The sequence below is a fragment of the Glutamicibacter sp. AGC46 genome (assembly GCF_053543715.1).
Genome location: NZ_JBLVOJ010000025.1, coordinates 196,371 through 209,054, shown reverse-complemented (window position 1 = coordinate 209,054; position 12,684 = coordinate 196,371). Strand labels below are relative to the sequence as shown.

Sequence of the window (12,684 nt, the reverse complement as noted above, 5' to 3'; positions counted from 1 at the left end):
CCACGCCTTCGCTGTTTTCCCGGTTCCTTCCGATCGGCCTACTTCGCCCGGGCCCGTGCGGTCTTGAGGGCCGCCGCGGCGCCGAGCAGCGCGATCACTGCACCCACCGGAATCAGCCAGAAGCTGTTCGCACCGGTGGCTGCGAGCTCTTCGCCGGCTTCCGGCTGGGCTGGCCGCGTCTCCTGCGGCGCCTGGGGCGCCTGGGACTGGCCGGCTTCCCGGGTCGGCTCCGGGACCTGTGCAGGGAATTCCCCGCTCGGCTGCGGCGACGGGTTCCGGGTTGGTTCCGCGGCTAACTCTTCGTCCTGGTCTTTGCCCTCTTCTTCGCCGGGCTCCTCGCTGGGTGCCTGGCCGGCCAGATCGAACACTTCATCCGCCGCACCGAGGTTCGCGAAGACGATCTCGCCGGTGGCCTCATCCACCGCATCGTTATCGGTCACCACGTAGACCTGGCCATCGGCTACCGCCAGCCCCTCCAGCTTCTCCTGGGTCCAGCCGCTGGTTTCCTGCAGGACCGGCAGCACATCGGCCGCCAGCTTCTTCTGCACCAGCGGCACTTCTCCTGCCTGGGCCTGCGGAAGCCGGAACTGGTAGACCGCCTTGTGCTTGGCGTCCGGCCCCACCTGGTTATCGCGCTCGATCACCGCGTAGGAGCCATCGGGCAGCGCGGTGATTTCCGACAGGCCATGCCATGCGCCTTCGGCTGCCGGGTCCAGCTGGTAGCCGTACCAGCTGAACTCGCCGGTGGACGGGAGGTATTTGCCCAGGCGGACGACGTCCTCGCCGGGCAGTTCGCGCTGCACCGCGAACACCACTTCTTCCTGCTTCCCGGACCCGGTCGCGGCGATGCCTTCCAGCCCGTGCTTGCCCAGCCCTGAAAGTGCAGGCAGCGCGATTTCTTCCTGCACCGCACCGGCCGCGTCGATGCGCACCAGCAGGTTGTCCGCCCCGGTTTCCCCTTCATGGGCGGCCCAGAATCCGCCGTCCGCGCGCGCGGCAATGCCTTCCAGATCCAGTTCGACGCTGGCCGAGGTGACCGCCATCGAGGATTCAACGGTGGCCGGGGTCCCGGTTTCCAGGGTGTAGATGCGCGGCTGGTACGCGTTGTCGCTGACCGCGAAGAGCTGCGAAGCATCGGCCGGGTTGGCCGACAGCCCGCTGAGCGCACCGAAAGGCACCGGATCGGCGGCATCCGAGGACAGCTGCGGGAACTGCGGCGCGGCGGCACCGAAGGAGTACAGGGACACCGCCGAGCGCACCTGGCCCTCATCGGTTTCCGAGGCGATGGCCAGCAGGTTGCGCCCGGGGATCGGCAAGATCCCTTCCGGGCCGTTGGTAGTCGGCAAGCTTTGCAGATAGCGCGGGCTGGATGGCTCGGACAGGTCGTACACGGCCACGAAGTTCCCGCGTTCGGCCGCGATGAATCCGTAGTCCACGCCGCCGAATTCGGCGAGGGCCAGCCCTTCGGGCTCAACGCCCTTCTTCCCTGCGCGCTGCTCCGGGAACAAGCCCTGGGATAGCGCGAGGTGCTCGAAGCTATTGCCGGCATCCCACACCACGTCGCCGCTGGCGGAATCGAAGATCGTGAATCCGCGGCTGCCGCCCTTCCAGTCGCCCTCATTGGCCGTGGCCAGATAGCGGTCCTGGATCCAGCCGATGGCATCGGGCTCGCGCGGCACGCCCTTCAGCTCCCCGCTGGGATCGAGCACGCCGTCCTTTTCGGTGTCGATCCCCGCCAGGTCCACGGTCCCGGTGCTGAAGGCATCGGTGATCTCGCCCGAGGCCAGATCCACCAGCACCACGCCGTTGTTTTCCTGGAGGGTTACCGCCAACTGGTTCTTGGCGTTGATCGTGACGTACTCGGGCTCGGGGTCTTGCGGGGTGTCCAGGCCGGCCGCTGCCAGCAGCGGCAGCGCGATCGGTTCGGTGCGGGAACCGGAGGCGAGCGGAACTTCGCGCAGCTTCCAACCTGCCGGGTCCGCGCCTTGCAAGTCCATGATGGCGATCGATCCGGCCGGGGCCTGCGGCAATCCGCCATCGCCGGCATCCTCGTCGCGTTCATTCTCGATGGCGATGCCCGCGTAGGCGCCGTCGGCGGAGACCGCAATGGAGTCCGGCTGGCCGGGCAGTGCAAAACTGTGCACCAGCGTGCGGTCGGCAATCCGCACCACATCCACGCGGCCCGAGGGCTCGCTGTAGCTGGCGGAGGTGTTCACCACCACGAACACGAACTCGCCGTAGGCGGCCACGCTGGTGGGCTCGTCCTCGGCACTGCCCAGCTGGTGCAGGCCCAGCAGGCCCAGGCCCTTCGGCTCGGCCGGGTCGGAAATGTCCAGGAAGCCGACGCTGCGCGAGAGCGCATCGGAGTAGATCAGCGTGTTGCCGTCCGCCGAAACGGTGGAGATTTCCGCGGCGGTGGCCGCGGCTGCGCCGTCGGGGTGGTTCTGGTAGACCGGGTAGGTGGCCACGCGTTCGAAGTACTCCCCCGGATCCGCGGCGGCGGCCAGCGGCGACAGGCTCGCGGCGATGACGGCGGCGGCCAGGATTCCCGGGCCCTTCTTGGTTATGCGGTGCACGTAGTTCTCCCCATGCTGGTTGCGGATGACTCCCCAAGAGTTCCAGCACCACCTAGCCAGAAGGTGAATCCACGGCAACAGGCAGCTAACCAGCAGGTGTCGGGCGTTCTCCCGCTCACATTTAGTTGAAATTGCGCAACTAAAAGCGGAGAGTGAAGCTGTACCCCAAGGAGAATCATGGAACTGCAACGCATCACTGTTCTGGGCACTGGCGTGCTCGGCGCACAAATCATCTTCCAAACCGCCTACCACGGCTTGCCCGTCATCGGCTACGACATCAGCGAGCAAGCGCTGGCCGCCGCAAGCCAGCGGCTGGATGCCCTGGTTCCGCAGTACGCCCAGTACTTCGGGAACCCGCAGAAGGCCAAAGCCGCCCGCGAGTCCATCGTGCTGAGCAGCGATCTGGCCGACGCAGTGCGCGAGGCCGACCTGGTCATCGAGGCGGTGCCCGAGAATCTGGAGATCAAGGCGCAGACCTACCGGAAGCTGGCCGTGCTGGCCTCGGAACAGGCCATATTCGCCACCAATTCATCGACCCTGCTGCCCTCGGATATCGCCGAATTCACTGGCCGCCCCGGACAATTCCTCGCCCTGCACTACGCAAACCACATCTGGTCCAACAACACCGGCGAAGTCATGGGCACACCCGCAACCACGCCCGAAGCCTACGAAGCGGTGGTCGACTTCGCCGAGCGTACCGGGCTGGTCGCGATCCGGGTGCTCAAGGAGCAGCCGGGCTACGTGCTGAACTCGCTGCTGGTCCCCTTCCTGCAGTCCGCCAGCCACCTGCTGGTCAACGGGGTCGCCGATGCGCAGACCATCGACAAGACCTGGAAGCTGGGCACCGGGGCGCCGCATGGCCCGTTCGAGATCTACGACATCGTAGGGCTGAACACCGCCTACAACATTTCCCGTGCCGGCGATGCAACCAGCCAGAAGTTCGCCGAGCTGCTCAAGACCCAGTACATCGACCAGGGCAAGCTCGGCGCCGCGTCCGGCGAGGGGTTCTACAAGTACAGCTAGCCGCCCCGGGGCGCACCTCCAGGCAGGGGTGCGCCCTCATCCCAGTCGGCCAGCGGCGGAAGGCCCTTCGGATCCGCTACTTCCAGTCCCACCACGATCCAGTCGTGGTCGAAATCCGTGCCTTCGGGAACATGCAGGGTGTCGACCACCGCGGCAGGGACAGGGCCATCTGCCAGTCCCCGCGGCGCCCCGGTCTTCGCCGCAGGCTCATGATCCCGGTACTGGATGCGCACAACCCGGGCGGCGACTGCCGCCACCGGCACCCCCGTGCCATCGAAGGTGCCGTGGTCATCAAGCACGAAGGAAATTTCCCCGCGCCCATTGCGCACCTGGGCCAGCTGCCAGCGCACTTGATCGCCTACCGAAAACGCCGGATGGCAGCAGGCATGGAGCGCTCCGTAGATTTCTACTGTGATCTGCATGTTAGGCAATCTACCCGATAGGATGATCCGGTGGCCCATATAGACGTGACAGACATCCAGTACTTCCTCTCCGACGGCACCGCGCTGCTGGGCGGGGTGACCTTCAAGGTCTCCGCCGGTTCCAAGACCGCGCTGATCGGCCCCAACGGCACCGGCAAGACGACCCTGTTCAAGATCATTTCCGGCGACCTGAAAGCCGACGAGGGCTCGATCAACCGCACCGGCAGCCTGGGGATCATGCGCCAGTTCGTCGGCCAGGTGCGCGATGAATCCACGGTGAAGGACCTGCTGCTATCCACCGCCGCTCCTGCGCTGGCTCTGGCGGCCCAGAAGGTCGCCAAGTACGAGGCGGCGATGGCCACCAGCGAGGACGAAAAAGTCCACATGCGCTACGCCGAGGCGATCATCGAATGGGGTGACGCCGGCGGCTACGAGCTGGAAACCACCTGGGACAAGGTGTGCATGGCCGCCCTGGGCGTCGAATTCGATGCCGCCTCCACCCGACTGGCCCGCACCCTTTCTGGCGGCGAGCAGAAGCGCCTGGTGCTCGAGGCCCTGTTCGAAGGCAACGACGAGCTGCTGCTGCTGGACGAACCGGATAACTACCTGGACGTGCCGGGCAAGCGCTGGCTCGAAGAGAAGATGCGCAACTCGGCCAAGACCGTTCTGTTCATCAGCCACGACCGCGAGCTGCTGAACAACGCCGCCACCCGCATCATCACCCTGGAACCGGGCCACGGCGGGGCCACCGCGTGGATCCACGGTGGCGCCTTCGGCAGCTATGTGCAGGCGCGCACCGAACGCAACGAGCGCTTCGAGGAGCTGCGCAAGCGCTGGGACGAGGAGCATGCCAAGCTCAAGGAACTGGTCAACATGTACAAGACCAAGGCCGCATTCCGCTCCGACATGGCCAACCGCTACCACGCGGCCACCACCCGGCTGGAGAAGTTCCTGGAGGCCGGCCCGCCGCAGGCGATCCCGCTGGAGCAGAACGTGCAGATGCGGCTGAAGGGCGGGCGCACCGCCAAGCGCGCGGTCGTGGCCGAAAAGCTCGAGCTGACCGGCCTGATGAAGCCCTTCAATACCGAAATCTGGTTCGGCGACCGGGTGGGCGTGCTGGGTTCGAACGGCTCGGGCAAGTCGCACTTCCTGCGCCTGCTGGCCTCCGGCGGATCCGATCCGGAGCGCGAGCACCTGCCGGTCTCCGATGTGGTGATCGCCCCGGTGGCGCATGCCGGCACGGTGAAGCTGGGAGCGCGCATCCGCCCGGGCTACTTCGCCCAGACCCACAGCCGCCCGGACCTGTTTGGCCGAACCCTGCTCGAAATCCTGCACCGCGGCGACGAGCACCGCTCCGGAATGCCGCGCGAGGCAGCGGCCGGAGCGCTGGATGGCTACGGGCTGGCAGCGCAGTCCGAGCAGAAGTTCGAATCGCTCTCCGGAGGCCAGCAGGCGCGCTTCCAGATCCTGCTGCTGCAGCTCTCGGGGGCAACCCTGCTGCTGCTCGATGAGCCCACCGACAACCTGGACCTGCACTCGGGCGAAGCCCTGGAGCGTGCCATCGACGCGTTCGAGGGCACGGTGCTGGCGGTGACCCACGACCGCTGGTTCGCCCGCGGCTTCGACCGCTTCCTGGTCTTCGGCTCCGACGGCACCGTCTACGAGTCCGACGAGCCGGTCTGGGACGAGGCCCGGGTGCAGCGCAAGCGCTAGGCTGCCTCCTGCATGGAGCGCCAGGTGCTGCGGGCTTTCCAGCAGCTGAATCCGGCGGCCGCGGCCAGCACGCAGAGGGCGGCCCAACCCGCAGCCGGCGACGTGGACCACCGCTCGTTCTGCGCGAACAGCGCCGGGATGGTGCTGCTCGGGATGCCGGCGCTGAGCATCAACCATGCGGTGGCCACAGGCACCTGGACCGGGCCGAGCCGGCGCAGCCCCAGCCCGTCGGAGAGGAACAGGCCCAGCCACATCAGCGCCCAGGCCAGCCAGATGACCGCGAACAGCGGGTCCGGGCCGATGGACAGCACGCTCTTGTAGAGCGCGATCGCGGCCACGAACGCGCTGAACCAGCCCAGCGTGGCCGGGTCGAAACCGGACAGGGTGTTGAACCCGACCAGCAGCTAGGTCATCCCGAACAGGTAGCTGGGCCAGGTGGCATTGACCAGTGCGATATCGCTGCCTGCCTGGCTGAGTATCAAGGTCGGCAACATGATCTGCAGCGCGCCGACCATCAGGTTGAGCACCGCCGCCGAGCGGGCCGGAATCCGGCCCAGCCCCACCAGCGCATTCACACTCAGAATCAGTCCTACGAATACGAGCCCCACATGGGCCATCTCATCCTCCACTCGCGAAGGGCACCCACGCCTGGCCGGTCGCCCACTGAGCTCAGTTTCAGCGCAGCCGCCGGGCCTTGGCAAGTTCGCACCGGTTCATTACTCCACGAGCTTGCCTGCCTGCGATACCTCGGTGATCAGCGCGGCCACTTCCGCAGGCACCTCGGGGATCGGCTCCCGGGTGATGCCCTCAGGCGACCAGATGAGGTTCACCTGCAAATGCGGATCGGTGTGCGGATAATCGCTGCGATTATGGCAGCCGCGGGTTTCCCGGCGCTCCAGCGCCGACTCCAAGGTGGCGCGCGCGGCCAGCACCGAGGACTTCAGGTCGAAGGCATGGCACAGATCCTGGTAGCCGGCGATGTCCGGGTGGATGCCCACCCGCGCCATCCGCGCTTCGACCTCTGCCAGCTTCTCCAGCCCCAGCTTCAGCCCCGCCTCCTCACGCACGACTCCGGCGTGCTGGGTCATGATGTCGCGGATCGCCCGCTGCAGGGACCGGACATTTTCCTGCCCATCGGCGGCCAGCAGCCGGTCCACTTCCCCGCGCGCCTTCTCGATGGCCGCCTGCGAACGCGGCTGGGCAGTGAGCGCACGCGAATACCGGGCAGCTCCCTGCCCGACGATCCGGCCGAAGACCAGCAGCTCGATCAGCGAGTTGCCGCCCAGCCGGTTGGCCCCGTGCAGGCCCGAGGAGGCTTCGCCGATCGCGTACAGGCCGGGGACCGCCGTCTCGTGGGTGAGCGGGTCCACCTGCACCCCGCCCATGGAATAGTGCGCCGTCGGGGCGATCTCGATCTTCTGCTCGGTAATGTCCAGCATCTGCTCCTCGAGCAGCGTCTGGTAGACCCGGGGCAGCCGTTCCATGATGGTGGCCCGGGGCAGGTGCGAGACATCCAGCCAGACCCCGCCCTTGGCGGTGCCGCGCCCGGCGGCGATCTCGGTGTAGGCGGCCAGGGCGACCCGGTCGCGGGTGGACAATTCCATGCGCTGGGGATCGTAGCGCTCCATGAAGCGTTCGCCCAGGGCGTTGGTCAGGATCCCGCCTTCACCGCGGGCCGCCTCGGAGACCAGGGTCCCGGCCACCGATTCGGGTTCGATGATGCCCGAGGGGTGGAATTGTACGAGCTCGGCATCGCGCAGCCGGGCACCGGCCTCCACGGCCAGGCGGAAGGCGTCGCCGGTGTTCTCGTCGCGCCGCGAGCTGCTGCGCCGCCAGATGCGGGTGTGGCCGCCGGCGGCCAGGATGACCGCGTCGGCATGGATCAGGTACCCGGTGCCGTCGTTGACGTCGAAGCCGTAGGCGCCGAAGATCCGCCCCTCGGCGACCAGCAGCTCGGTGATATAGACCGAGTCCAGGATCGGGACCTGCAGCTGCTGCGCACGGCGGACCAGGGTGCGCTGGATTTCCAGCCCGGTGTAGTCCCCAGCGAAGGCGGTGCGCCGGAATTTGTGGGCACCGAAGAAGCGCTGGGAGATCCGGCCGTCGGTTTCGCGGGCGAAGTTCATGCCGTAGCGTTCCAGGTCCTCGATGCCGCGGGCCGCGCCTTGGGCGACCACCTGCACGGTGCGCGGATCAGCCAGGTAGTAGCTTTCCTTGATGGTGTCCGCCGCGTGCTGCTGCCAGCTGTCCTCGGCGTCCATCGTGCCCAGTGCGGCGTTGATGCCGCCGGCGGCCAGCGCGGTGTGCGCGTCGTGGCGCGGGCGCTTGCCCACGGCCAGCACGTCGGTGCCCGATTCTGCCAGCTCGATGGCCGCGCGCAAGCCTGAACCACCGGTGCCGATGACCAGTACGGAGGTGGATATCTGCTGTTCGTTTCTCATGGTTTCCAGCATCGCCCCGCGCCCAGAATACGTCCAATGAATTATTGGCATGATGTTGATAGCAGTAGGCTATGCACCATGAACCTAGAGCAATTGCGCGGCTTCACCGCCATCGCCGAAGTGGGGCACTTCACCCGGGCCGCCGAGCAGCTGCACCTGGCCCAGCCATCGCTCAGCCGGCAGATCGCCACGCTGGAACAGGAACTGGGCTCCGAGCTGTTCCACCGGGCCCGCGGCAACATCACGCTCACCGCCGCCGGGCAGGCATTGCTGCCCCGTGCGCGCCGGATGCTGGCCGACGAGGAGTCCATCCGCACCGAAATGGCCGACCTGGCCGGGCTGCATCGCGGGCGGGTGCGCCTGGGCGCCCCGCCTACCCTGTGCGTGTCGCTGGTCGCCGAGGCGCTGTCCATCTTCCGCACCCGCTACCCCGGGGTGCAACTGCAGATTTTCGAAGCGGGCTCGCACAAGCTGCTGGAGCAGCTGGACGGCGGCGCACTGGATCTGGCGCTCATCGTGACCTCGGAGCATGCGGTGAACGACAACCATCTGGAGAACCTGCCGCTGCTCGAAGAGGAATTGGTGGTCATCGACGCACTGGAGCACCCGCACCTGGCTGGCCAGGAGCTTGATTTGCGCGCGTTGGCTCCGGTGCCCCAGCTGGCCTTCTCGCACAGCTACGATCTGCGCGCCAGCACCGCCTTGGCCTACAAGAACGCCGGCCTGGTGCCCAATATCGTCGTGGAAGGCGGGGAGATGGACGCGGTGCTGCGCTTCGTGCAGCGCGGGCTCGGAGTCGCCGTGGTTCCGGCGACGGTGGCGCTGGACGCTCCGGGAGTGCGCTCCATTGCCTTGCGCGAACCGCTGGCCCGCACCATCGGGCTGGCGCACCGGCGCGATGTCTCATTGACCCGAGCCGCCGCGGCCATGGCGCAGCTGCTGGCCGAAACCGCGCAGCAGCTGGCCGCCGGCCACGGGCAAATCAACTCCCTAGCTTGATCCCCAGGTGGCTGGCCATCGCCTCGGCGAGCAGGCTCAGCTGCAGCGTACTGATCCGTGCCCCGCGCAACCCGTCGACCCCCTCAGCCTGGGCGAAGTCCAGCCCTTGCAGGTCGACCTCGCGCAATTGCGCCCCGGCAGCGGTAATTTGCCCGGCCCGCGAATCGACGAAGCCCAGGCGCTGGATCTGCCCGCCCAGGTCGATCTCCTCGAATTGGCAATTGACGAAGAGCACATCGCGCACCGTTGCACCGCGCAAATTCAGCCAGCCGAATTTGCAGTTCTCGAATACCACGCCATCGAGCTGGGCCTCGGCGAAATCCGCAGACCCGAAGCGGCTGTGGGTCACCCGCACATCGTTGAGGAACGCACCAGCGGCTTGCAGGGCGGGAGCCCCGGATTGGTCCAGTTCGCACTGGATCAGCCGGGCATTGCGCAAGGCCTCGATCTGCACGGAGCTGAAACGGCATTCCTCCAGCCGCGCGCCATCGGCCGCCAGCGGCTCATCGAAATCCCTGAAGTGCAGCAGTTCAACGTAGTCATCGCCCAGATCCCCGCGGTAGCCAGGGGCCAGTTCGGGCAGGGTGAAGCGTCGGATTCTCGGTGCCAATGCGCGTCCTTAAAGTGCTTGCTTCGCAGCCAGGTTCCCGGCCACGTCATCCAGTGCCGCATCCAGGTGCGGCCAGCGGAACTCGTACCCGGTCCCCTGCAGCACCCCGGGCAGCGCCCAGCGCGACTTGAGCAGCATTTCCGGTTCCACGCGCAGCACGAACATGGCTGGTTCCAGCATCCAACGATACGCGGGCAGCCCGAATTTCGCGCCGGTGGCGCGGCGCAGCGAGGCCATCAGCGCCCGGTTGGCAACCGGGTTCGGCGAGCTGAGGTTGACCGGGCCGGTGATTTCGCGGTGGTCGATGATATGCCCGATCGCGCCGATCGCATCATCGACGTGGATCCAGCTGAAGCGCTGGTTCCCGCGCGTGCGGTGCCAGCCACTGCGTTCGGCTCCGCTCGGATCCGGGCCGATGCCGCGGTAGCGCCGATGCGCCGGCCACCAGCTATCATGCTGCGCCCCGCCCAGCCCGAGCCGTGCAACGGCAAGCAGCTTGCGCGTGGCCGGGCCGTCGCCGAGCACGATGGCCATGCGCAGGGCGACCCGGCGCGTGGGCAGCTCGCCGCGGAAGAACTCGCGTTCCCAGTTGCGCGCCACATCCACCGAGAACCCTTCGCCGATCCGGCCGTCCTCGGTGTTCGGCGCGTCCATGCTGTGCCGGTAGATGGTCGCGGTGGACGCGTTCAGCCACAGCGCCGGCGGATCAGCTGCCTGGGACACTGCCTCGTGCAGCGCGCGGGTCGTGTCCACGCGCGAGGCGAGGATCTCGTTGCGCGCCGCCTCGTGATAGCGGCAGCCGACATTCTTCCCGGCCAGATTGACCAGCAGTTCTGCACCATCGATGAGTGCCGCCAGCGCCGGGCCATCGCCCCACTGCGCATCCGCTGTACGGCCGCGGCCGATGACCGCCACCTGGTATCCAGCCCCGCGCAGCTGCGCGATCAGCCGTTCGCCAATGAACCCGCTGGCTCCTGCCACTACCGCCCGCCGTGCAGCGCTATGCATCGTTCCCCGCTCAGAAGTCGTTGATCACCAGTTTCTTCATCTTCAGCATATGCTCGAATGCGCCGGGTCGCTCCATCAGCTCGCCCATGTTCGAGGGCACGATCTGCCAGCTCACCCCGAATTTGTCGGTCAGCCAGCCGCAGGCCTCGGCTTCAGGCACCGCGGACAGCGCCTCCCAGACGCGGTCGATCTCCGCCTGGCCATCGCATGGCCATTCCAGCGAGACGCCGGGAGTGAAGGTGAAGTCCTGCGGCACGGCCGAATCCATGGCCGCAACGCAATCCTCGCCGAGCGTGAATTGGGCGTACATCAGCGCTTCGGCGGTAGCGGCTTCGGTCGGCTCCCCGTACGGGAAGGCGCTGTCCAGCTTCGCGCCGAGCACCTGGCTGTAGTACTCGATGGCCTCGACCGCGCGGTTCTGGGCCGCACCGCCGAACATCAGCGCAGGAAAGACCGAGGCGCGCGGCTCAACGGGCTCATCGGACTCCATCAGCTGCCAGGAGACACCGTACTTGTCGTTCACCCAGCCGTAGCGCGCGCTGAACGGGTAGGTGTCCAGCGGCATCAGCGCCGTGCCGCCCTCCAGCAGCGCGGCCCAGGTGGCATCGAGGGACTCGCGCTGGCCGGCGTTGAAGACCACGATGATCGAGATCGCCGGATTGGGCATGAATTCCTGGCCCGCGTTGATCAGCGTGATCTTGGTTCCCCGCACCCACAGCGAAACGGTCAGCGCCTTGCCGGCGAAGGGTTCCTGGAATTCCAGCAGGCCCTCGGTGGGATAGCGCGATTCGACTTCGGTTTTTGCCTCCGGCAGGGCGCGGGCATAGAATTCCCCCGCTTCCTCTGCAGTGCCTTGCATCCATAAATTGACGGTGAGCTTTTGCATGACGGTCCTCCTAGCTGGGCGATGCTCCAAAGCTACCCCGCAGGGCCCTCCAGCAACAGATGGGCCAGCGAACTTTCAGCCCCGATTCATCTGCTCGTCCCGCGTTGTTCGCCCGGTGAACTCGTCCATCGAGCGGTATACGCCGATAACCTTGCCGGCCACGAAATCCCAGGCCGGTCGCGGCAGCACGCCGCGCAGCAGCTGGCCCAGCTTGCTGGTCCACGGCATCAGCACCAGCGGCGTGCCGGCAAGCATCGCCCGCCACGCCCGGTCCACCACGACTTCCGGCTCCAGGATCGGGGTCAGCAGCAACGGCTTGGCGCCCGCGAACATGCCGGTGCTGATATAGGTCGGGCAAATGGTGCTCACGGCGATCTGGTCGTTGCCTTCCAGCTCCAGCCGCAGCGAATCGCTGAAGGACAGGGCCGCGGCCTGGGAGGCCGCGTAGACGCTCATATTCGGGTTGGACACCAGCGCGGCTGCCGAGGCGATGGTCAGCACCCGGCCCTTGCCCCGTCGGCCCAGCTGCGGAAGCAGGGCGTGGGTCAAGTACATCGGGGCGAGCGCGTTCACCTGCATGGCCGCGGTGATCTGCGCGGTGCTGTGCTTCGCGAAGGAGGTGCCGGTGACCACCCCGGCGTTGTTGACCAGCACGTCGATTCCCCCGCCCTCCACCGCCTTGGCGGCGTAGCGCTGGATTTGGCTCTGGTCGGCAAGGTCCACCACATGGGTCTCGACAGTGCCGTCGAGCTGGCGCAGCTCCTCGGCAGCCGCGTCGAGCTTGGCCGCGTCGATGTCCCAGATGACCACCCGTGCCGCGCCCTCGACGCAAGCCTGCCTGGCGAAAAGCAAACCCATGCCCTGCGCGGCCCCGGTGACAAGGACGTGCAAACCGGCTACCGACTGGAGAGGTGTCTTGCCCATCAGTGAACTCCTTGAGGATCAGTATGGCAACAGCCTAGCCTGTGGCGCGGATTACACTTAGCTCATTTTCATCGAGCTCGCC

The 12,684-nt window shown here is 67.0% G+C and carries 10 protein-coding genes and 1 pseudogene; 3 read left to right on the top strand and 8 right to left on the bottom strand.

Translation table 11 applies throughout. The features are described 5' to 3' along the window. Positions 1-38: 38 nt before the first annotated feature. Complete coding sequence (locus ACNPM8_RS15945; RefSeq protein WP_448940189.1) at positions 39-2,576, bottom strand: esterase-like activity of phytase family protein; 2,538 nt, start codon at positions 2,574-2,576, stop codon at positions 39-41. A 177-nt stretch (positions 2,577-2,753) separates the two neighbouring features. On the opposite strand from ACNPM8_RS15945, the gene ACNPM8_RS15940 reads away from it, so the two are divergent. After that, positions 2,754-3,599 (top strand): 3-hydroxyacyl-CoA dehydrogenase, encoded by an 846-nt coding sequence (locus ACNPM8_RS15940; RefSeq protein ID WP_448940188.1) that lies wholly within the window; start codon positions 2,754-2,756, stop codon positions 3,597-3,599. Here the strand turns inward: ACNPM8_RS15940 and ACNPM8_RS15935 are convergent. Then, complete coding sequence (locus ACNPM8_RS15935) at positions 3,596-4,021, bottom strand: hypothetical protein (protein ID WP_448940187.1); 426 nt, start codon at positions 4,019-4,021, stop codon at positions 3,596-3,598. The genes ACNPM8_RS15940 and ACNPM8_RS15935 overlap by 4 nt on opposite strands. A gap of 30 nt (positions 4,022-4,051) precedes the next feature. Between ACNPM8_RS15935 and ACNPM8_RS15930 the strand changes: the two genes are divergently transcribed. After that, entirely contained in the window at positions 4,052-5,734 is a 1,683-nt protein-coding gene (locus ACNPM8_RS15930) for an ABC-F family ATP-binding cassette domain-containing protein (RefSeq protein WP_448940186.1), read from the top strand. On the opposite strand, the pseudogene ACNPM8_RS15925 reads toward ACNPM8_RS15930, so the two are convergent. Both ACNPM8_RS15925 and ACNPM8_RS15920 read right to left on the bottom strand, forming a co-directional pair. Beyond that, positions 5,731-6,351, bottom strand: a pseudogene (locus ACNPM8_RS15925) (AmiS/UreI family transporter). The gene ACNPM8_RS15930 and the pseudogene ACNPM8_RS15925 overlap by 4 nt on opposite strands. Before the next feature lie 99 nt (positions 6,352-6,450). Beyond that, positions 6,451-8,175, bottom strand: coding sequence for an FAD-dependent oxidoreductase (locus tag ACNPM8_RS15920; protein ID WP_448940185.1), 1,725 nt, complete (start codon positions 8,173-8,175; stop codon positions 6,451-6,453). Positions 8,176-8,253: 78 nt separating this feature from the next. Between ACNPM8_RS15920 and ACNPM8_RS15915 the strand changes: the two genes are divergently transcribed. Then, entirely contained in the window at positions 8,254-9,174 is a 921-nt protein-coding gene (locus ACNPM8_RS15915) for a LysR family transcriptional regulator (protein ID WP_105658510.1), read from the top strand. Here ACNPM8_RS15915 and ACNPM8_RS15910 read toward each other — a convergent pair. From ACNPM8_RS15910 to ACNPM8_RS15895, 4 genes are all read right to left on the bottom strand, one after another. Next, positions 9,158-9,784 (bottom strand): pentapeptide repeat-containing protein, encoded by a 627-nt coding sequence (locus ACNPM8_RS15910; protein ID WP_105658509.1) that lies wholly within the window; start codon positions 9,782-9,784, stop codon positions 9,158-9,160. The two genes, ACNPM8_RS15915 and ACNPM8_RS15910, sit on opposite strands and share 17 nt — an antisense overlap. Before the next feature lie 9 nt (positions 9,785-9,793). Further along, positions 9,794-10,792 carry an epimerase gene (locus ACNPM8_RS15905; RefSeq protein ID WP_448940184.1) on the bottom strand — a complete coding sequence of 333 codons (999 nt, stop codon included), beginning with the start codon at positions 10,790-10,792 and terminating at the stop codon, positions 9,794-9,796. Between the two features lie 10 nt (positions 10,793-10,802). Further along, positions 10,803-11,678, bottom strand: a complete 876-nt coding sequence (locus ACNPM8_RS15900; RefSeq protein WP_105661415.1) for a VOC family protein — start codon at positions 11,676-11,678, stop codon at positions 10,803-10,805. Positions 11,679-11,753: 75 nt separating this feature from the next. Beyond that, on the bottom strand, positions 11,754-12,602 hold the full coding sequence (locus tag ACNPM8_RS15895; RefSeq protein WP_448940183.1) for an SDR family NAD(P)-dependent oxidoreductase: 849 nt from the start codon (positions 12,600-12,602) through the stop codon (positions 11,754-11,756). Positions 12,603-12,684 lie beyond the last annotated feature (82 nt).

What these genes read in the sequence shown, in the direction of transcription:
- ACNPM8_RS15940 (WP_448940188.1), top strand. Translation starts at nt 2,754, where the DNA reads ATGGAACTGCAACGCATCACTGTTCTGGGCACTGGCGTGCTCGGCGCA.
- ACNPM8_RS15935 (WP_448940187.1), bottom strand. Translation starts at nt 4,021, where the DNA reads ATGCAGATCACAGTAGAAATCTACGGAGCGCTCCATGCCTGCTGCCAT.
- ACNPM8_RS15920 (WP_448940185.1), bottom strand. Translation starts at nt 8,175, where the DNA reads ATGAGAAACGAACAGCAGATATCCACCTCCGTACTGGTCATCGGCACC.
- ACNPM8_RS15915 (WP_105658510.1), top strand. Translation starts at nt 8,254, where the DNA reads ATGAACCTAGAGCAATTGCGCGGCTTCACCGCCATCGCCGAAGTGGGG.
- ACNPM8_RS15905 (WP_448940184.1), bottom strand. Translation starts at nt 10,792, where the DNA reads ATGCATAGCGCTGCACGGCGGGCGGTAGTGGCAGGAGCCAGCGGGTTC.
- ACNPM8_RS15900 (WP_105661415.1), bottom strand. Translation starts at nt 11,678, where the DNA reads ATGCAAAAGCTCACCGTCAATTTATGGATGCAAGGCACTGCAGAGGAA.
- ACNPM8_RS15895 (WP_448940183.1), bottom strand. Translation starts at nt 12,602, where the DNA reads ATGGGCAAGACACCTCTCCAGTCGGTAGCCGGTTTGCACGTCCTTGTC.